Genomic DNA, 20,238 nt, shown 5'->3' on the forward strand with positions numbered 1-20,238 from the left:
GAAGGAGGCGGTGGCCACCGCCTCCTTCGTATATGAAACGCGTAGGAACTACTTCATCTCGCGCGAGTCAAAGACAATATCGACCGCGCCGGAATCCAAATGGTAGAAGCAACCCAGCACAATGGTCTCGCCGCGAGCAACTGCATCGGCAATAACGCGCGATTCCTGAAGCAGACGGGAAGCCGTCGCAGACGTATGAGCCCGTACCATCTCGTTCACATACTGGCTTGGCTTCTCGCCGTGGGGAAGTTCTTGGGCCAGCACCGTAGGCTGAATAGTCTCAACTACTCGCGTAATAAATCCGCCCGGAAGCTGCCCCGATTCCACCGACGAGCAGGTAGCCTGAACAGCCCCGCAAGACTGATGCCCCATAATGATCAGCACCGGCGCCTTGAACTGGGTAATGGAATATTCCAACGAACCAAGGGCACCGTCATCAAGAACCTGCCCTGCGGTGCGTACCACAAAGGCATCGCCAAGACCCAGGTCAAAGATATGTTCCGGTGGTGTACGCGAATCCGCACACCCAAAAATCGTAGTGAAAGGAAATTGTCCACCCGTGAGTTCGTCGCGACGTGCCACATCCTGGTGCGGATGCGAAAGCTCGCCCCGTACAAAGCGTGCGTTACCCTCCTGCAGGCGTTCCAAAACGTACTCAGCGGTGGGTTGAACCGGACGAGAACCCATGAGCAGGCTCCTTAAAGTGAGAGGTATCTTCCCTCTATTTTACCGAAAACAGACCGTACATTTTGCTAGAGAAGATCACGAAATATTAGAAGTATTGGATGCACCCGGGGAGGCCGTCATCGTCGGCGCTTTCATATAGGTGACTGTCGCATCCGCCAACTGGGCAAACTCCGCCGGGTCTGCCGTGCCGGTGAGTATCACGGTTGTCGTCTCACCGTTGCCGTGAGGCACCTGCGCCACATAGGAATACACTTTTTCACTGTTCTTCTTAGAGGTGGCTGAACGTACTTCCCACTCCACACCGCCAATAGACTCGGTGCCCTGTTTCGCGGCGTTATCGACCTGTTGAGCCACCCAGGTAGGGTTTGTATCCTTCGCTTGGATCAACTCAATAAAATGATTTTTACTGGTCACCTGTCCGCTCTTAAAGTACGGGATATTATCGGGAGTATTACCCGTCCACCGCGCGTAGTTATAGTGCCAACCCTCAAGCTGCGGTACCGCCACCGGAAAACCCGCCTGCTGGGTAGATTCAGCCGCTACCTGCGATAAATTCACCTGCGGGCGGTACGGATTCTTATCCGGCTGCGGCATGAGCCAGAGCACCGGAATGAGAATAGCCACCATCGCCAGCATCGAAATAATCATATTGCGCGCCGGAGCATTAATGCGTTTCGCCTGTTTTTGTGTAATTTGTGGCACAACAGATGAATCGGCAGAAGCATCTGCGTGAGCCTTCGGCGCATGAGCGTTCTGACCATCGCTCTCAGCCGGTGTATGCGCGTGATTCTGAGAGTTTTCCACTCACACATTCTCTCATACGCTCTAAGACATACCGTTTCCCACACCCACCTGGGCGGATGTTCACCACGGTACATGCGCCCACGCAAACCCGTTCAATACACGCGAACATTCCGCCGGGCGCGTTATGCTAGTAAACAGGAGGTGCCGGTTCAAAGCGCTGGAACGAACCAGCCAGCCGGCCATGACAACGACCTCGAAGGTGAGCAATGACTGAAAACAATAACCACGCCGACCGCAACCTAGCTATGGAATTGGTGCGCGCCACCGAGGCCGCAGCCATCGCATCCGGTCCCTGGGTGGGCGCAGGCGATAAGAACCGCGCGGACGGTGCCGCCGTGGACGCGATGCGCTACCGTCTCTCGACCGTGCACTTCAACGGAACCGTTGTGATCGGCGAGGGCGAAAAAGATAAGGCTCCCATGCTATTCAACGGCGAAGTTGTTGGCGATGGCATCGGCCCCAATCTCGATATTGCGGTAGATCCCATCGACGGAACTCGTCTGACCGCATTGGGCATGGACAACGCCCTCTCCGTAATCGCGGTAGCAGACGGCGGTTCTATGTTCGACCCCTCCGCCGTGTTTTACATGGAAAAACTGGTGACTGGGCCCGAAGCCGCAGAGTTCGTAGATCTTCGCCTGCCCGTCAAACAGAACCTTCACTTGGTCGCTAAGGCACAGGGTAAGAACGTAAGCGAACTGACCGTGTGCGTTCTGGATCGTCCGCGTCACGCTAAGCTCATTGAAGAGATTCGTAATGCCGGTGCACGTACCCGCATTATCCTTGACGGCGATGTTGCCGGGGCTATCGCGGCCTGCCGTGAAGGAACCGGTGTTGACGTGATGCTCGGTACCGGCGGAACCCCTGAAGGTATCGTCGCCGCGTGCGCTATTAAGGCCACCGGAGGCGTAATTCAGGGTCGCTTAGCACCCACTGACGATGCCGAGCGTGAGAAGGCGCTCGCTGCGGGGCACGATCTTGACCGCATCCTCACAACTGACGATCTGGTCACCAGCGATAACTGCTTCTTCGCTGCAACCGGTATTACCGACGGCAAGCTGCTGCGCGGGGTGCGCTACGGCAAGAATATTGTGACCACCCAGTCGCTCGTTATGCGTTCCTCCTCGGGAACCGTGCGTATCGTGGAGGCTGAGCATCGCCTTTCTCGCCTGCGCGAGATTCTGTCGCATACGGAATAATACCTTGACATAAAAGCCTGTGCCGCGTTCTAAAGTAGAGAACACGGCACAGGCTTTATCGTAGAATTTGGGGCGCCTAAAAACCTGCACTGCAGGCTGTTGGAGCGTCATTATTTTTTCAGGCGTGCGCGAACCTTAGCTACTGTAGATTTCGCGGTTTTCTGAGCGGTTCCCAGTGCTTTCTTGAGTGCGGGACGCGCGCGGTATGCGTAGCCGTAGGCGCGGTAGCCTAGCACGTTTACCGGAATGTCCCAGGTTCCGGGGTACTCAACCGAACGCCCGCCGAAAGACTTCTTAAATTTGGTGAACCCCGCCCATTCGTGATCAGGCTGATCTTCGGGTGCGATGCCGAAAAGATCCACATATTTCAGACCCTTTGCTTTAGCATCCAAGATGAAATTGGTCACTACCGGAATGCCTGCCGAGAGCTTACGATGCGCAAAAGAGGCCGCCGCGTGGGCATAGGTGCGCGTATCGTCTGAATCGTAGACAAACGCCGCCGCGATAGGCTCCTTGGAACCATCCTCGCCGGTCAGCTGAGCAATATAGAGGGACGCGGCATCGGCAGGCATGAGGGTCTTTGCCACCTGCATCAGATAGTCGTCCTGCTGACGGTTGAACCCGTTGCGGTCGGCGGTCTCAGAGAGGAACGTGAAGAGCACCTTCATATCCTCGGGGTTCTGAGACACCTCAATGCTGACACCTTTTTTGTGGATATTACGGTGCAGATTGCGGTTATTGGATTTCATATCCTTAAAAATTGCAGCTTCGTCGCCGGAAAGATCAATAATCTGCGTGTGTGAAGGCTGAACCTGGCGCGGTGCCAACGCAGCGCCGCGTGCCTTCAGGAACTCTGCTGCATCCTGCGAACCCCAGATAGCGGAGTCAATTGGTTCGATGCGCACAAACAGGCACCCATGAGCCTTTGCTTCTTCTTTCAGCGAGTCGAGCGCGGCATCGAAAGCCTGCGCACTCTGTGCCACCGGGCCGTAGGGGCTGTAAAGATACTTGCCGGTGCGCCCGCCCTCAACGGTAGCGAGATAGGACCAGCCTTCGCCTTCGTGGCGAATAACGGTATGACCAAGAGATTGCTGAAAACGTGCCCAAATATCGGATTGAAGAATATTGCTCATTCAACTATTTTAGCCTCAACCGCAGGTTACGATGAGCGAAGGCGACCTTGGGAGTAGATAAAATACGAGCCGTTCCGTATCTTCACGGAACGGCTCGATAACACCGAGAAATGACCATACATTAGGGCACGTAAGCCTGCGGTTCGTCCCCTTCATCACGTGTAGAGTCGGCGGTCGGGGCGGGTTTGGGAGCCGCCGGTGCCTGTACTTTTTCTTCTTCGGCAACTTGGGCGCGATGCTCGGCGAGCTTAGCACGCAGAGCCGTTCCCTTATCTACCGCGCTCTGGCGCAAATCCTTCGAGAAATCGAGAAGATCGGAGTGCACCTGCTGCGCGAAATCGTCGGTGGCGCATCCTAGGATGCGCAGCGCCAGAAGTCCCGCATTACGTGCGCCGTTGATAGACACGGTCGCCACCGGAACCCCCGCGGGCATCTGCACGATAGAAAGCAGGGAATCCATGCCTTCGAGATTCTTCAGCCGCACCGGAACACCGATAACGGGCAATGCGGTAACCGAGGCGAGCATGCCGGGAAGGTGCGCTGCCCCTCCGGCACCGGCGATGATTACGCGAATACCGCGCTGATGAGCCTGCTGGCCGTAGGCGATCATATCTTCAGGCATGCGGTGTGCTGAGACGACATCTGCTTCATAGGGGATGCCGAATTCTTCAAGAACCGTAGCGGCTTCTTCCATGATGGACCAGTCGGAATCTGACCCCATCACAACGCCAACAACGGGCTTATCTGAATCGTACGGGGAGCTCATGAACAATCCTTCCTGTGAGCTAATAAGACACTACGGACACGAAATATACCGGCAAACTCTTAGAGCGGGCGACCGTCGCGCAAAATAGATGCCACATTCGCGGCGGCATCGCGTAGCACCCGAGTCTCAGCTGCCCGACCGGTAATATTCACATGACCAATTTTACGTCCTGGGCGGGTTTCTTTACCGTAAAAATGAATTTTGGCGCGTGGCTCGGCACTGAGCGCAAGCGGGTACACACCGAAAATATCTTCATTCTCGCCGCCCAGGTAATTCTTCATAATGGCAACTTCGTCGCGCATAGTAGTTGCGCCTAACGGCATATCGAGTACCGCACGCAGATGCTGCTCAAACTGACTGGTTACCGAACCTTCCTGAGTCCAGTGTCCGGTATTGTGCGGGCGCATCGCGAGTTCATTAATGTAGAAGCCTGCTGAAGAGTCCGGAGCCTCGAAGAGTTCCGCCGCCATTACGCCGGTAACCCCAAGTTCGGTGGCTAGGGTAACGGCTGCATCGGATGCCGCCCGGGCGATCGCGGGGGAGAGGCTCGGCGCGGGTGCAATAACTTCATCACAGACCGAATTCACCTGAATTGTCTCTACGACAGGCCAGGGGAGAACCTGCCCACTCTCCCGGCGCGCCACGAGAGCGGAAAGCTCGCGGGTGAACGGAACCTTTTCCTCCGCCAAAAGCGCCGAAAAATCGGTGCGGTGAGGAAGCTCATCAAACCAGGCAGCGGCCTGCTCACGGGCGTGCTGAGGAGAATCCAGCACCATCACGCCCTTGCCGTCATAGCCGCCGCGCGGGGTCTTCAAAACCACGGGCCAGCCGATCTCATCGCCAAAGGCGAGAAGCTCATCCAAAGTTTCAACGCGTGCCCAGCGCGGGTTCGGTAGTCCAAGATCTTCTACAGCCTGGCGCATCATGAGCTTATCCTGGGCATATTGCAGTGCCTCCGGATGCGGCTGCACATTTACCCCCTCAGCAATAAGCGTGTGCAAAAATTCGGTAGGAACATGCTCGTGATCGAATGTAATAACATCTTTGCCGCGAGCGAACTCCCGCAGAGTCTCTAAATCTTTATAATCTCCCACGGGTGCGCTTCGCACCGCTGCTACAGCGCCCACCGTAGGGCTTTCAGCGAGAATATGAAGGTCAAATCCAAGGTTTGTTGCTGCGGGAGCCATCATGCGTGCCAGCTGGCCGCCTCCGATAACGCCAAGTACAGGTCCAGTTACAGGGTAAGTCACATCACTCAAGTGTACTCTTATGCTCCCAAATATCGGTAGTATTCCGCGCCGCAGACTTGAAAATAACCTGGGAAGTGCATGATAAAACTCAATAAAATAAGGTAAAACGGGATCGGCTGTACTAGTATTTTAGGGATGCTATCAAAATTTAACTCACAGACGCCCAGGTCATCTTAACGGGCAGAAAAGATGGAGAATATGGCTTCAGACTCTCGCTCTACACTGGGTGATCGTCTTAAATCACTGTGGAATACCTACGGTTTAGAGGTACTTAAATTCGGTACCGTTGGCGGTGCCGCATTCTTGGTAAACGCCGCCGTGGTGTGGGCGCTGATGCTTGGTCCTTTCGAGAACGCACACACCAAGGCAAAAGTAATTGCCAGCGTTGTGGCTACCATCTTTGCATGGATTATGAACCGCCTGTGGACCTTCCGCGAAGACCGATCCGAGAACTGGAAACGTGAGGGCATCGAATTTGCCTTTGTGAATATTCTTGGCATTTTGGTTGAGGCCGGATGCGTGTTCTTCACTAACTACGTGTTGGGGCTGCGTTCGCCGGAAGCATCGTTTATCTCCGGTACGATCATCGGCACCGCGCTGGGAACGATTCTGCGGTACTTCCTCTACCGTTTCTGGGTTTACGGCAAGCACCGTAAACAGGTGGATGAAGGGGACGCTACCGAGCACGAAGAATTGGGGTACATTTTGAACCAGGCGACGGGCGTGTTGACCGGCTCGGTTCCCGTGGTAGACCCTGCGGCACAGGCCCAGCGTTCGCAACAGAATGTTGAAATTACCGATGTTGATAAGCCCTCTACCGGTAAACGTTCATAAATAAATAGACTGTTTGTATACTGCGGCGGATTCTTTTTATGAGAATCCGCCGCAGTGTTTTTACCCTCTGAGCGAACTACGCTGCCGTTTTCTAGGGGTGGCTCGAGGTGAGATCTAGAGCTCGCTCAGAACGGAGGAGCGGGTCTAACTCGGTATCGGTAAAGTCAGCCAGCGGATCGGGTAGGAATATGGCATAACCCGCGATGAGGCAGGCAAGCGCCTCTGTCACGATCGTGAGGGCTGAGGGTGCCGAGTCGAACTCTGAGGGAAGGTGAAGACGAAGCGCTAATGCTCGTTCCCCTGAAGGAAGACGGTAATCGTGACCAGCATGTTCATGTGCCCGAGAGAGCACTCGTGCCGTCAGCTCTGCCGATGTTAAGTTATTGCCCACGGGCGATGAGGTCGAAGCTGGTAAGCCGATGAACTGGTCAGCCTCGCTGCGCACGAGCGCGCAGAAGTCGATAACTTCGGCATCAATCATTGACTCGGCCTCGTGAAAATTGCCAAGGTAGCGCATCGAGAGAGGCCCGCGATCAACGAGAAGAAGATAGTCGGGGTTATTGAGGCTCTGAGCGTGATCGGTGGTATCTGAGGCGCCTACAAGCGGTTCTTCATCGTCGAAGCAGCTGCCAGCGTAGAGAGTCGCGCAGGCGAGAACCAGAAAACGCCAGTGCAGGGGAGCCGTAATCTGCACCCCAGATTCCTCGGTAACTTCGCACTCATTCACCAGAAGATTTGCACTCTTGGCTACCCAATTCATGAAGACGCGGCCGGAGAGCTCGATGCGTTCACCCCCGCGAGCATGCCAGATAAGGGCGGGGGTCTGCACACGCGCGAGAGCATCGAAAATACGCGTGAATGAACGGGCATTTGCCACGGTCGAGAGTAAATTTTCAGCCATAGAATAACTTTACCGTGTGTAAACTCCCAAAAATTTCGATGCATGATATTACTTTCGGCAGTACACGCGACCACATCATGAGATATTTTTCCTGACGTCATAACAGTTGAAGAAGAAAGTATTTGTAGTCATAAATTTGCGTATGATGCAAATATACTCTTAAGGACGTTGAAGTTATATTACGGGCGCATTACGGGCGTGAAGTTCATAAAATATCTTGCAGGGGGGTTATTAAAATGTAATAAGTGACACGATTAGGTTTTGAATAGGATATAAAAAACCTGTTTTGACTAGGTGCTTAGGAGTTTGAAAGAACTTCGTTCGGGGCGTAATCTCGGGGGTTTTGGAGGGGGTGTGGAGGAACATATATATACAGAAGATAACGCCCAAAACTTTCATGATGAAGTAATTATTTTGTGGTCTAACACCGTATAAACATTGAAATATTTGACGGTGATCTGCACATACACGGATAAAAGTTGTAAGTCCAGTTTGACGAATGGGCGTGTCGCCCTTCTAATAGTTATGTAGGTTTATTTGCAGAAACATCTTTCATGCCCAAAAACTATAAATCTACAGAGCCAAAAAGATTCGTTTGCACACCAACGAATCACCGCAGACTCATCTAGCCAATGAGAACACGGAAGGAAAAACTATGGGTTCATACACCTGTGCTGGGTATTCACGCCTGAGCACCGGTATTGCCGGTGAACGCACAGGCGGAACCCGCCAACATACTATGCAAACCGCGCAATCCCTAGAAGAACAAGCAAATATGTTCCTGAGTGTTGCCGACGCAACCACTGAGGAAGGCAGCTTTGCGGCTTCCACAGTTGAGGTAGGCAACATGTTTACCTGCGTCGAAGGTCTCGATATGTGGGCCGCCGCTGCAGGTATGTACGGAACTGAAGGTGATGACGGAGAGCTCGCCTGGCAAACTGATGCGCTGTGTGCCCAAACCGACCCAGAAGCCTTTTTCCCTGAAAAAGGAGGGTCTACTCGTGACGCTAAACGCGTCTGCGAATCGTGCCCCGTTCGTGAAGAGTGTCTAAAATATGCAATGGACAATGATGAGCGCTTCGGAATATGGGGCGGTCTCTCAGAACGCGAGCGTCGCCGGCTACGTAAGCAGGCAAGCTAAGGCGCTAGGAAGGCACAACAGTACCCATGCAGAAAGTTAGACACTGCTCCCGGCAGACCTGTCAACATGAAGCCACGGTGACCCTCAGCTACTCATACGCTGACTCTACGGCGACGATCGGCCCGCTGTCCGAGTACCGCGAGCCACACGCTTACGATCTTTGCGATTATCATGCGGCACGATTAACCGCACCGCAAGGATGGCGAGTCGTCTACACGGTGGAGCTTAGAGCTGAACGAACCTGAGGTACTGCCAGCCTCTCACAACCTTCATAGGAACCTTCCGCCGCTCAGCGGAAGGTTCTTCTCCTATGAAAATAGGACAAACACCCTATCTATACCACTCTATTCAGAAAAGACACCTATGGCACAGGAAAGTCACAGCGGTACCGCATCCTCAGGGCAGAGATCCTGGGATGCGCTGCGCTCCGCGATCGGTACCGAAACCGTTGAAGAAGCGGCGGCGCGTGCTTCCGCCCCCGCAACACAAAGAACACCCGAATCACTGCTGGGAGCATCGGCACAGATGTACACCGAAGCTCCGGATTTTGCAGACAACCCCGATATTCCCAGCGATCTAGCATCCGGCGCACATGACACGAGGCAGCAGGAAGGGGAAAGCGTAGGGCAGCGGGTACGTACCTACACCAGCGTCTCAACCGGGTTTGTTCCTCTTATCCGTGAGGCAAAGGGATCTCCGAAGCACCCCACGCTCAGTACTTTAGTGCAGAAGTTTGACGAGAAAAAGAACGAAGAAGCGGCTCCGGTAGAAAAGGCCGCTCAGCCGGATACACCCGCCTCAGAACCCAGTCAAGATGCCGATAACAAACCCCAAAAATCCACCCTGGTGACCGTGGAGAAGGGAACAAAAATCTCAACCGGCTCGCTGAGTTCACGCCCTAAATACCGCACGCAAACAACCCGTACCGTCGAAACCTCAAATACGTGGGAAGAAGATGCAGCACAAGAAGCCGCCGCCGAACGCCCACGCCTGCTCAAGCTCCGTGCCACCCTCATCACGGCAGCGGTACCGCTCCTCTCGTTTATGATCGCTATTCGGGCTGTCGCATCCGCACCATTCCTCTGGCTGGAATACCGCAGGCCCGGATTCCCCGAAGACAGCTACGGATTCGACCTCGCCGAACGTATGCGGTTGGGCTCCTACGGGCTGGACTACGTGACTAACCTAGCCCCCGAAGACTACCTGGCAAAAGCCACCACCGGACCGGCAAACACCCCGGCATTCCTCCAGAGTGAAATTCAGCATATGCACGACGTCAAACGAGTCTTGCTCTTCGCAACCATCGCCGTGGCGGTATTCTGCGTGCTGGCCTTAATTGGCAGTATTTCGCTGAAGGAACGCGCCCCCGGCACTATTCGCCGCAGCCTGTACACCGGCGCTTGGGCCACCGTTATTATGCTCGTGGTGCTAGGTATCATAGGCGCCACCAGCTGGGAATGGCTCTTTACCACCTTCCACACGACCTTCTTCCCGCAGGGCAACTGGCAATTCCGCATGAGTGATACGCTCATTCGCCTATACCCGCCGCAATTCTGGATCGACGCGGCGCTCGCCATCGTGGTGATAACCCTGCTGATAATCGGTGTGCTGCTGGCTTTCACCTGGCCCACGCGGTACCGCCTCGTGAAGGAAAATCGGTACTACAAGGAGCGCTACCAGATTCGCCAGAAAATCAAGGCGATGCGCGCCGAACGTGACGGCGATATCGAAGCTTAGCGGGTATCCGGCGCACGTCCCTCCGGCATAAAAAGGCTCTTGAGGTGAACAAAATCGTTGTTTCTAACGCCTGTTCACCTCAAGAGCCTTTTTCGTACGGCATCCTGATTGGATCCGGGTTATTGGGGAATGGCGCCGCTAAATCCAGGTTGGAATCCACATATGCCCGTACCACTGTTCATACGGGATAACCTGCCCGGTCCACAGAGGCCAGAAGTATGCGCTCACCAGCAGAACCGCCGTCAGGTATACACCTACGCACAAAACGCCCACGCGCACGCGTCTGACGGAACTGGTACGGTTCCCCAAAAGCACGCCCAAACAACCCGCCAAGAGGATGAGGAGGAAAGGCTCAAAGGAGAGAGCGTAGAAGAAGAACATGGTGCGGTTAGGGTAGAGGAACCACGGCAGATAGCCTGCGGCAAAAACCAGCAAAAGAGCCCCAAAACGCCAGTCGCGCTTCAGGATAAAAATGACTAGGGCGAGAATTATCGCCGGAATAAACACCCACCAGATCAGCGGATTACCAATATTGAGGATCGCCTGCGAACAATTGAGTGCCGTGCATCCTTTTTCCCCAAACTTGGGCGCCTCATAGTAGTACGATGTCGGGTGCCCCAGAATAAGCCACTGCCAAGCCTGCGACGCGTAGCGATGCTCACTGCTGAGCCCCGAATGGAACTTAAACGCGGATGTATGATACTCCCAGAGTAGGCGCAAATCCTCGGGAAGCCACTTCACAGCACCCGAATCGGGGAACTGATTACTCCAGTGGCGGTAGAAAGCGTTTGACGACTTAAACCAACCAATCCAGGTGGTCAGATAGACGATAAGACCCACGCCAATCATCTGAATAAACGCAGGAATACCCTCTCGAATCAGAGCGACAAGACCCCAATTTTTCAACCCTAGGATGCGCCGCGCATTCATATCCCAAAACACCGTCAGCACACCCATCGCGGCAATAAAGAACAGAGAGTTCCACTTCACCGCTACGGCGGCACCGGCACAAATACCGGCGGCAAGACGCCACAGATGCAAACCCGAGCCGGGGCCGAAAACAACCTTCTGCAAGCCCGACTCGCCGTGCGCATCCACAATCTTCATAACATTCGCCGCGAGCCTTCTACGCGCTGTCTGCCGGTCAAGAAGTAGGCAGACAAAAGTCGCTAAAATCCAGAACATCTGGAAAATATCGAGAAGCGCCAGACGGGATTCCACAAACATCAAACCATCAACGGCGCCCAGCAGCGCAGCGATAGAGGCAACCGTGACCGAACGGAACATGAGCCACCCGGCAACCGCCAAAAGCGCCACCGCGAGCGTACCAATAATCGCGGCACTCACGCGCCAACCGAAGGCGTTCTCGCCGAAAATCGCCATTCCCCAGGCAATCATCCACTTACCTAGGGGAGGATGCACCACATACTCGGGGCTGTTCGGTAAGATACCGCTAAAATCCCCCGAAGCGAATGCGTGATCCACGCCGCTCGACCACGAAACTTCATATCCGTAGTGCAGGTACGAATAGGCATCCTTGGCATAGTAGGTTTCGTCAAAGACAATCGCATTCGGGTGTGCCAGGTTATAAAAACGCAGCACACCCGCTAAGAGTACAATCAGGGTCGGTGCAAGCCAGCCCCAACGGGGCAGCGAAACACGGGCGACGCCCAGAGCCTCGAAAAGATTCGACAGAGAGTACTGCACTCTGGACTTCGTAAAAGAAAGACTAGCGGTTAACATCACCTATCAATCCTATAGGGTGTAAGCCTCCACGTCTTCTTGAAAATACCTGAAACCACAAAAATCTGGCTCACACCATATATAAAATCTATAAAACTACCCCGACATCATGAGGAACTGAGTGCTATAGCGGCACAGCGCATCTCCGAGATGAAAAGCACACACGATACACTGGGGGAGTGAGCGAAAACGAAATGTATGAGCGCGATACACAAAGTACCACCTCCGCCGATACAACAATGCAGCCCCTAGCGTCTGATGAGCGTGAGGAAGGTATTCTCATTCTCGGCGGAACCCCTATCGGCAACCTCTCAGATGCCAGCGACCGGTTACGGCAGGCGCTCGCTACCGCTGATGTGATCGCCGTCGAAGATACTCGCAAGCTCCGCACCCTTGCCTCCGGGCTGGGAGTGCACACTACGGGACGAATTATCGTAAATCACGACCATAACGAGGCGGAACGCAGTGCCCAGCTCGTGCAGGCGGTCAGCGACGGGAACACAGTTCTGCTGCTCTCAGACGCCGGTATGCCAACCATCTCAGACCCCGGCTATGTTGCTGCATCCGCCGTTGCCGACGCCGACCTGCCGGTGACCGTGATCCCCGGTCCCTCGGCGGCATTGACTGCGCTCGCGCTCTCGGGACTGCCCACCGGACGATTCACTTTTGAGGGGTTCTTGGCACGTAAAGGCTCAGAACGTACAAGAAGGCTGAACTCCCTGGCGGCGGAAGAGCGCACCATGATTTTCTATGAATCGCCGCATCGTGTAGCCGCCACGCTCACAGATTTTGCCCGGGTCTTCGGGGGCGAACGGCGTGCCGTCGTATGCCGCGAACTCACCAAATTGCACGAAGAAACCCTGCGCGGCACCCTGAACGAACTCGCTGACTGGGCGCACAAAACCCAGGTACGCGGCGAAATCGTGATTGTGGTTGCTGGCGCCGAGCCTCCCGAAACTCCGCAGGCGCAAGATATCGTGAGCCTCGTCCTCGAACGGGTGGATGCGGGGGAACGCCTCAAAAATGCGTGCGCCGCAGTCGCCGCCGAAACGGGTGCCTCCAAACGAGAACTCTATGAAGCCGCCCTCGCCGCTCGAAATGCCAACGTCTAAACACACCTCAACACAGCCCACAGGAGAATACCGTGTGCCATAGCCACTCCGAGCAAACCGAAATCACTCAGGAGTATTTAGACTCCCTTGCAGCCTTGGCACACTATAAGATGCCAAGCGAAGAAGAACTGACGGCGAGCGTGCTTCCGCATGGCTGGCAGATCGAAGAAGGGCAAACTCCCGCGCCCTACCGCGCCGAGCTTTATCGTGACGAGACCGGGGGAGGGATAGCGCAGGAACCTTCGGGCGAAGGCACCCGCCGCCGCTCCACGAAGGGCGGTGACGGACGGTCCCGCAACCTTGTGTTCCCGCCTGCACCCGAGCCTCTGCCGTACGCCATCGTCGATAACCACACCCATATGGATCTGCTTGATGGCGAAGTAGAGATTACTGCCCGGGACGCCCTTGATACTGGGGAAAAACTCGGCATAGGTGCCATTGTGCAGGTTGGCTGCGATATTCCCTCCTCGCTGTATGCGGTTGCCGCCGCCCGCGCCGACCGGCGGGTTTTGGCGGCGGTTGCCGTTCACCCCAACACCGCCCCCGAACTGGATTCCGCCGGTATCCTCGATGAGGCTCTGGAGACCTTGGATGCGCTTGCCGCCGAACCGCGCGTGCGAGCTATCGGCGAGACCGGACTCGACTACTTCCGCACCGGGGAAGAAGGAACCGAGGCCCAGCAGCGCAGCTTTCGTGAGCATATTCGCTTGGCGAAGAAGCACGATCTGGCGCTTCAGATTCATGACCGGCAGGCGCACGATGATGTAGTGCGCATCCTCCTTGAGGAGAGCGCCCCCGAGCGTACTGTATTTCACTGCTACTCGGGCGGGGCTGAGCTGGCTCGCATCTGTAATGAGCAGGGCTGGTACATGAGCTTCGCCGGAACCGTGACCTTCAAAAACTCGAAGGATATTCAGGAGTCGTTGCGTATGGCACGCCCTGAGCTGATTCTTGCCGAGACGGATGCGCCTTTTTTGACCCCGCACCCGTTTAGGGGCCGCCCGAATGCCTCGTACATGACGAACTATACGGTGCGGTTCATGGCGGCGCACCGCGAGCAGAACCTAGAAGACCTGTGCCGAATTATCCGCGCGAACTCGATGCATGTGTACGGCAGCTGGGGAATTGAAGGGTTCTAGATGATGGTAACGATCAGTGCATAAGGTATAAGTATCTTTTGTGCCACCTTTATCGAAACCTGCATGAACTATCACGCGTATATGCTATTATGATAGATGCTATATCTCACCTTAAGGCTTTACTTCATAATTTCTGGAGTAAATTCTGTCTTTGCGCGATGTGGTATCTCGATAAATAGTTTTCTATCCCGTAACGTATCAATAGCATGTTAATGTGAGAGAACTAGGGTAAAGCTGTGTCAATCATTTCTTTTTCAAAAAGAATAAAACATTATATATGGATTAATTATGTCAAAGATGGCGCAGGGATAGATAAGATGCGCAGTTGGTATTCGCAGAAAAAACCATACTCTTATGATATTGAAAAATATACTCAGTGTATTAAAAATACTGCAATGCCTAATTCTAGTACATTTATGGTTAATCATCTATTCTATGATTCTCAACTTCCGGAGGGTAATCTTCAAAATGCTCCTAATCAGATATTTATTGTCTGGTTGGGAGATAATCAGATAACTCCAACTCGTCAGAAATCTATCGATCTTATCCGTTCTGTTAATTCTGAAAGTGAAGTTATTCTGATAACCTCGGATAACCTTGCGGATTATGTGCTTCCCGAGCATCCTTTGCACTCTTCCTACGAAAAACTAAGTTATATTCAGCGCTCTGACTACTTGCGCGCCTATCTGATGCACCATCACGGTGGTGTGTATATGGATATAAAGCCTATGGATAAGCCCTGGTTGCCTCTTCTTGAGGAACTTAATGCTACCCAAGATATGTGGGTTATTGCTCCGCATGAAATAGGCTCTTGGAATTCGTCACCAGCAAGTGGAACGTTGGGGAAAGACCAGCGTAACTATTATAAATCGATTGTGAATATGTCTGCTTTTGGGTGTAAACCATATAGCAGGTTTACTGATGAATGGCTTGCCGAATTAAACCGCAGGATGGACTATTTTTCATCCTTGTTGGAGAGCTACGGAGATCCTCAAGCTTTTGGGTATATGCCGGAGTATCCTATTCCATGGCTTGAGTTGGCGGGAAGGATCACGAGCCCTCTAAGCCTTAAATATATTGACCGTATAAAAATTGTTAAAGATATGAAATTTGGAACATACCCTGGTGGATATCGGTAAATCACCGTCGTTTCAAATATAAAGAGGAAAAATGAAAAAATATGTTGTTGCTCTTAAGGACGAAAATCGCCTTGAGCAGTTCTTCAATGCCCCGGGGAGCGCAGGTTTCGATATATTTTGGGGAGTAGATGGGCGCGCTTTACCTACTCCTGGGGAAAGCCCTGAATTTGATGCTGTCTATTTTGAGAAAAGAAAAGGCCGTCTAGCCCGTCCTGGAGAAGTAGGATGCGCCTTGAGCCATACTTACGTGTGGCGTGATTTTCTAGAAAGCGGGGAAGAATGGGCGCTTGTTGCTGAAGACGATGCGTTGATCCACCCCTCCATTGATGAGATTATCTCTCGGGTTATTGAAAAATCCCGCAGCATTGGTGTGGTGAATTTTGCGGATGGCTGGTCCACCCAGATGGGTCGTATGAACCCCCGCACTCCTTACCCACGGTTGTCGTTGTTTTCTCCGTTTATTTGGGGCCGCCACCGTTTAGGGTACTGCGCTAGTGATTGGACTGCCTGCACGGGACTGTACCTGATCTCTCGGTCGGCGGCGCAGAAAATTATTGAGCAGATTGATGCGCGCGGCTCACAATACTGGCTAGCAGATGATTGGCCCCTTTTCGCCGCTGATTTTGGGGTGGATATTAAGGTCATGCAACCAGGGCTATGCGGCTGGACAGGAAACAGTCTTATTGAGGAAGATGGAACACACTTTGTGTACCGTAAAGCAGACCAAGCAAAAAATCAGCCGCTCCTTAACAAGCTGCGGATTTACGCCGCCCCCAAAGCTCGCTTGAAGAACGCCCAAAACATCGTCAAATCTACTCTCTGGCAGATACGGAAGAAACGCAGAGTTCTCAAGTAACTACCCGCACCAGTGAGCGGCATCCTTCGACCTAGACCTGCAACCTTCCGTAGAATAGGTAGGGTGAGAGAAAATCTGAGCGATAAACCCCTGCTGGGTCCCCAAGAAATCCGTGACCTTGCCGCGCAGTTGGGCATTCGCCCCACAAAGACCCTGGGGCAGAACTTCGTGATTGACCCGAATACTATTCGTCGCATCGTTGCCGCAGCAGATATTACCGATGATGAAACCGTGCTCGAAGTCGGTCCCGGACTTGGCTCTCTCACTCTGGGGTTGGCAGATGCCGCGCGCCAGGTTGTTGCGGTCGAAATCGATCCACCATTGGCGCAGCAGCTACCGCATACTATCGCCAAATTCCGCCCCGACAAGGCACAAAACGTTAATGTGGTGCTTATGGACGCCCTCAAGGTGACTGAGCTTCCCCGCACGCCGGATGCGCTGGTCGCTAACCTTCCCTATAACGTGGCGGTTCCGGTGCTTCTGCACCTCTTCGCGCAGTTCCCGAGCATCCGCCACGCCCTCGTGATGGTGCAGGACGAGGTTGCCGATCGTCTGGCGGCAAAACCCGGATCCAAGATTTACGGGGTTCCTTCGGTGAAGGCAAGCTGGTATGCTGAGGTCTTTAAAGCGGGAGTTATCGGTAAAAACGTATTCTGGCCCGCCCCGAAAATTAACTCCGGGCTTGTGGGATTCAAGATGCGCCCGCAGCCGCTCGCCGATATTGACCGCGACGAAGTCTTTACCGTGATTGACGCGGCCTTCGCTCAACGGCGGAAGACCCTGCGGGCCGCGCTTGCCTCGTGGGCTGGTTCCGGTGCTCGTGCCGAAGCGATCCTGACCGAGGCGGGCATTACTCCTACTGAGCGTGGCGAAAAGTTAGATATTCACGGGTATATTCGGATTGCCCAGGCGGCGCATCGGGTGCCAGCTTTAGTGGCGGATGAAAGTTAAGACCGGGAAACCGGAGATGGATAAAGAATGCATGTTCTAGAAACTCGGGCAAAAGCGCCCGGCAAAGTAAATCTCTATCTTGCCGTGGGGAACCCCCGCGAGGACGACTACCATCCGCTTGCCACGCTCTTTTCTTCGGTCAATATCTACGAAACCGTAACCGCACGCGACGGTCAGGAACCGGGAATTACCCTGAGCCTGGATATTGTGTCCGAATCCCTGGTCGATCAGCAGCACCGCTCCGGAGAATTTGATCTAGCCGAGGTGCCGTTGGACGAGTCGAACCTGGCGCATCGTGCAGCCGTCTCTATGGTGCAGGCGCACGGGCTTACCGTGAACGATCTGAACCTGCACCTGCATATCGACAAAGCCGTTCCCGTGGCCGGGGGCATGGCGGGTGGCTCGGCAGATGCCGCCGCCGCGCTTCTTGCGGTCGACCAGTATCTCTACGAGAAGCGGCTTACCGAACGCACCCTCGGACTCGAAGAGCTGCTTGCCCTAGCTGCGCCTTTGGGTGCCGACGTGCCTTTCGTGGTGCGTGCCGCGTTCCCACTGGGCGGGTTAGCCGTGGGGGAGGGCACCGGAACCGAGTTGCGCATCGTGGAACTGCCTGAAGACATGATTCCACTCGATATTGTACTGGTCGCCGCCTCAGAAGGGCTCTCGACCCCGCAGGTATTTAGCGAGCTTGATGAGGGACGCGTCGCCGGGCGTTACCCCGAAGCTGGCGAGCTGCAGGTTCCTTCGGGGCTGCTGCACGCGCTAACCCAGACGGAAGCGCCGATTGCGCGCATCCACGAAATTGGCAGGCAGCTTCGCAACGATTTGCAGGGCCCAGCCGTGACCCTAGCACCCGATCTTGAAACTATTTTGACCATGGATAATGAGAGCATAGTTGAGGCGTTTGTCTCTGGGTCAGGGCCTACCGTAGCTATTCTTGCGGAGGACGCGACCGCAGCCGATGAACTCGCCGCAGCACTTCGCCGCCGAGGCCGTCACGCGATAGCCACACAAACCCCCGCGATGCTCTAATTCCTTAGGGATAGTCCCTTATTCCTCTGTAATAGGCGCAGTATCCAGCCGCAGTGGCTTCGGAATACGCTTGAGAATGCGGTACTGAAGAATACCCTCCAGCGCCCCAAGGTTACCGCCCGCCAGATACGCCGCCCGAAAACGAGTCGTAGGGCTTATAAGTTTGGGAGCATGCCGCAGAACCTCCAGGATGGACGCCTTTGTGCTGGGACCGCGCATTCCATGCTGCCGATAGTGCACCCACAGCAGTACCTTGTATTTTTGGTAGGCGCGCTGCTGATGAAAAATGCGTTTAGGTTTATCCCGCAGAATATAGTGCAGAAGCGGCCCGTGCGTAAGCGCCGCCGGAACGCCTGCAAGCTGCACACGCCAGGCAAAATCGGTCTCTTCGGAACTCTTATATGAAGAATCCATACCCCCAGCCTCAAGATATACGCGGCGAGGAATCGAAAAATTACCCCCGGCAACCGTCGGCAGAAAACCAGCATAGGGGGTGAGCTCATCGTCGTAGAAAATCCTGGTGCGTGTGCTCAGAGTCTTCTGATCATCGCCGGGTTCAAGACCGTAAGCCCGCAGAACTTCGGGAGTATTGACCCGATCATGAAGCAGAGACCCGCTTGCTATGACAGGGGAATATAGGTTTTGCACGTACAGATGCGAAACCACCCAGTCAGGTTCTACAAGATCATCGCCATCGCAGAAGATAAGGACATCACCTGCGGCTTGTACCGCCCCCATATTGCGGGCGTGGCTGGCTCCGCCACGCTGGGATGCATCTATTACCCGCAGGGGATAGGGGGCACTGTAGCTTTCGACCACGGTGCTGGTACTGTCGGTACTGCCGTTATCGCAAATGAGCACCTCAAAACTAGGGTTACCGGTTTGGGCTGCGAGTGCATCAAGCTGCTGCGTAATGTAGTTGGCGCCGTTATACACCGGAATGATGACGGATGCCGCTACGGGCTCGGGATGAGTCACGACCGGTCTCCTTTCACCTGCTCGGCTACCGGGTACGAGTTCCCTTCGGTATCAAGGTCACGGATGCGCCGCGCCGGAACGCCCGCATACACGCCATGAGGCGCACAATCGTGCACCACCACGGCACCGGCGGCAATCACGCATCCTTCGCCGATCGTAACCCCGGCGGTAATGACAGCGTTTTGCCCCACCCACGTGCCGTTTTTGATGTGTACGGGACGAGTAATATTTGCTCCCGCGCGCTGAGCGGCAGAACCAAATTCATGGGTGTCGGCAAAAATGGTGACGCGCGGCCCCAGAAAAACATTATTTCCCAGAGTCGTATGCGCGCCCACCAAAGTTTCTTTATTGACAAAACAATTCGTGCCCATTACGACCTTAGGCATAATAGTGGAACTAGGATCGCAATATGTTCCGGCACCAAAAACAATGCCATTTTTGGTGAGTTCACGTCGTTTTTGCGCATTTGTGCGTTCTCGCCGCATAAGATGCAGGCGGTATTTCAAATCTTTGAGTTTCTGAATCATGAGAATTCGTGTGAGTGAGTGTGACCTATGCGGCTCTACCACCGTGGCAAGCCCGTCTGAAGATATTGTAGCCTACCTGCAGGCGGCGGTCAGCGGAGTGTTTTTTGGTAGGGAGCAATGCGAGAGTGTTTTCTTTATACGGGATCAGTTTATGCACATCCACATGAAGAAAACACTCCCGGAATTTATGATGCACTGAGTATTGCCTCCGTGTCTCTCAATAGTCTGTGATATAAAACCCACTCCGTCATGGTGATTACCAAGTATCCCGGATGATACCTAAAAACGTATATACTAAGTGGTATATCG

20 protein-coding genes are annotated in these 20,238 nt (G+C 54.2%); 11 read left to right on the top strand and 9 right to left on the bottom strand.

The features are described from left to right. Window positions 1-48 precede the first annotated feature (48 nt). Both HMPREF2625_RS05810 and HMPREF2625_RS05815 read right to left on the bottom strand, forming a co-directional pair. Window positions 49-687 (bottom strand): carbonic anhydrase, encoded by a 639-nt coding sequence (locus tag HMPREF2625_RS05810; RefSeq protein ID WP_070522855.1) that lies wholly within the window; start codon window positions 685-687, stop codon window positions 49-51. 75 nt (window positions 688-762) lie between these two features. Further along, the gene (locus HMPREF2625_RS05815) at window positions 763-1,491 is read right to left on the bottom strand and encodes a DUF4245 domain-containing protein (RefSeq protein ID WP_013398592.1); all 729 of its coding nucleotides are present in this window, start codon (window positions 1,489-1,491) and stop codon (window positions 763-765) included. 206 nt (window positions 1,492-1,697) lie between these two features. On the opposite strand from HMPREF2625_RS05815, the gene glpX reads away from it, so the two are divergent. Next, complete coding sequence (glpX, locus tag HMPREF2625_RS05820) at window positions 1,698-2,690, top strand: class II fructose-bisphosphatase (RefSeq protein WP_048751337.1); 993 nt, start codon at window positions 1,698-1,700, stop codon at window positions 2,688-2,690. A gap of 110 nt (window positions 2,691-2,800) precedes the next feature. On the opposite strand, the gene HMPREF2625_RS05825 is transcribed toward glpX, so the two are convergent. From HMPREF2625_RS05825 to HMPREF2625_RS05835, 3 genes are all read right to left on the bottom strand, one after another. Then, complete coding sequence (locus HMPREF2625_RS05825; protein ID WP_070522858.1) at window positions 2,801-3,823, bottom strand: lipid II:glycine glycyltransferase FemX; 1,023 nt, start codon at window positions 3,821-3,823, stop codon at window positions 2,801-2,803. Between the two features lie 121 nt (window positions 3,824-3,944). Beyond that, complete coding sequence (gene purE / locus HMPREF2625_RS05830) at window positions 3,945-4,589, bottom strand: 5-(carboxyamino)imidazole ribonucleotide mutase (protein WP_037231852.1); 645 nt, start codon at window positions 4,587-4,589, stop codon at window positions 3,945-3,947. Window positions 4,590-4,648: 59 nt separating this feature from the next. Next, the gene (locus HMPREF2625_RS05835; protein WP_070522861.1) at window positions 4,649-5,839 is read right to left on the bottom strand and encodes a 5-(carboxyamino)imidazole ribonucleotide synthase; all 1,191 of its coding nucleotides are present in this window, start codon (window positions 5,837-5,839) and stop codon (window positions 4,649-4,651) included. A gap of 198 nt (window positions 5,840-6,037) precedes the next feature. Here HMPREF2625_RS05835 and HMPREF2625_RS05840 point away from each other — a divergent pair, with 198 nt between their 5' ends. Continuing rightward, window positions 6,038-6,673, top strand: coding sequence for a GtrA family protein (locus HMPREF2625_RS05840; RefSeq protein WP_048751380.1), 636 nt, complete (start codon window positions 6,038-6,040; stop codon window positions 6,671-6,673). Between the two features lie 91 nt (window positions 6,674-6,764). Here the strand turns inward: HMPREF2625_RS05840 and HMPREF2625_RS05845 are convergent, their stop codons facing one another. Continuing rightward, window positions 6,765-7,574, bottom strand: coding sequence for a TIGR03089 family protein (locus HMPREF2625_RS05845; RefSeq protein WP_070522864.1), 810 nt, complete (start codon window positions 7,572-7,574; stop codon window positions 6,765-6,767). 655 nt (window positions 7,575-8,229) lie between these two features. On the opposite strand from HMPREF2625_RS05845, the gene HMPREF2625_RS11050 reads away from it, so the two are divergent. From HMPREF2625_RS11050 to HMPREF2625_RS05855, 3 genes are all read left to right on the top strand, one after another. Continuing rightward, on the top strand, window positions 8,230-8,715 hold the full coding sequence (locus tag HMPREF2625_RS11050) for a WhiB family transcriptional regulator (protein WP_013398598.1): 486 nt from the start codon (window positions 8,230-8,232) through the stop codon (window positions 8,713-8,715). A 26-nt stretch (window positions 8,716-8,741) separates the two neighbouring features. Continuing rightward, window positions 8,742-8,960 carry a DUF3499 family protein gene (locus tag HMPREF2625_RS10775; protein ID WP_080974329.1) on the top strand — a complete coding sequence of 73 codons (219 nt, stop codon included), beginning with the start codon at window positions 8,742-8,744 and terminating at the stop codon, window positions 8,958-8,960. Window positions 8,961-9,078: 118 nt separating this feature from the next. Then, a complete protein-coding gene (locus HMPREF2625_RS05855) occupies window positions 9,079-10,452 on the top strand; it encodes a TIGR01906 family membrane protein (protein ID WP_070522867.1) in 1,374 nt (457 codons plus the stop codon). 138 nt (window positions 10,453-10,590) lie between these two features. On the opposite strand, the gene HMPREF2625_RS05860 is transcribed toward HMPREF2625_RS05855, so the two are convergent. After that, a complete protein-coding gene (locus tag HMPREF2625_RS05860) occupies window positions 10,591-12,195 on the bottom strand; it encodes a dolichyl-phosphate-mannose--protein mannosyltransferase (RefSeq protein WP_037231859.1) in 1,605 nt (534 codons plus the stop codon). Between the two features lie 239 nt (window positions 12,196-12,434). On the opposite strand from HMPREF2625_RS05860, the gene rsmI reads away from it, so the two are divergent. The 6 genes from rsmI to HMPREF2625_RS05890 all read left to right on the top strand — a co-directional run bounded on the left by rsmI (window position 12,435) and on the right by HMPREF2625_RS05890 (window position 18,424). Beyond that, window positions 12,435-13,307 (top strand): 16S rRNA (cytidine(1402)-2'-O)-methyltransferase, encoded by an 873-nt coding sequence (gene rsmI, locus HMPREF2625_RS05865; RefSeq protein ID WP_070523287.1) that lies wholly within the window; start codon window positions 12,435-12,437, stop codon window positions 13,305-13,307. Between the two features lie 32 nt (window positions 13,308-13,339). Continuing rightward, window positions 13,340-14,446: a TatD family hydrolase gene (locus HMPREF2625_RS05870; RefSeq protein WP_070522872.1), complete on the top strand. Its 1,107-nt coding sequence runs from the start codon at window positions 13,340-13,342 to the stop codon at window positions 14,444-14,446. Window positions 14,447-14,682: 236 nt separating this feature from the next. Then, window positions 14,683-15,585, top strand: a complete 903-nt coding sequence (locus HMPREF2625_RS05875; RefSeq protein WP_070522875.1) for a capsular polysaccharide synthesis protein — start codon at window positions 14,683-14,685, stop codon at window positions 15,583-15,585. Window positions 15,586-15,616: 31 nt separating this feature from the next. Next, on the top strand, window positions 15,617-16,441 hold the full coding sequence (locus tag HMPREF2625_RS05880; RefSeq protein WP_070522881.1) for a glycosyltransferase family 25 protein: 825 nt from the start codon (window positions 15,617-15,619) through the stop codon (window positions 16,439-16,441). A 63-nt stretch (window positions 16,442-16,504) separates the two neighbouring features. Beyond that, entirely contained in the window at window positions 16,505-17,392 is an 888-nt protein-coding gene (gene rsmA / locus HMPREF2625_RS05885; RefSeq protein WP_246826708.1) for a 16S rRNA (adenine(1518)-N(6)/adenine(1519)-N(6))-dimethyltransferase RsmA, read from the top strand. Window positions 17,393-17,419: 27 nt separating this feature from the next. After that, window positions 17,420-18,424 (top strand): GHMP family kinase ATP-binding protein, encoded by a 1,005-nt coding sequence (locus HMPREF2625_RS05890; protein ID WP_070522884.1) that lies wholly within the window; start codon window positions 17,420-17,422, stop codon window positions 18,422-18,424. Between the two features lie 18 nt (window positions 18,425-18,442). Here HMPREF2625_RS05890 and HMPREF2625_RS05895 read toward each other — a convergent pair whose 3' ends face one another. Beyond that, a complete protein-coding gene (locus HMPREF2625_RS05895; RefSeq protein ID WP_070522894.1) occupies window positions 18,443-19,402 on the bottom strand; it encodes a glycosyltransferase family 2 protein in 960 nt (319 codons plus the stop codon). After that, window positions 19,399-19,929, bottom strand: coding sequence for an acyltransferase (locus tag HMPREF2625_RS05900; protein ID WP_048754410.1), 531 nt, complete (start codon window positions 19,927-19,929; stop codon window positions 19,399-19,401). Before HMPREF2625_RS05900 ends, HMPREF2625_RS05895 begins: the two co-directional genes overlap by 4 nt. Window positions 19,930-20,238: the final 309 nt, after the last annotated feature.

It is taken from the genome of Rothia sp. HMSC064D08 (assembly GCF_001809525.1).
GTDB classification, from domain to species: Bacteria; Actinomycetota; Actinomycetes; order Actinomycetales; family Micrococcaceae; genus Rothia; species Rothia dentocariosa.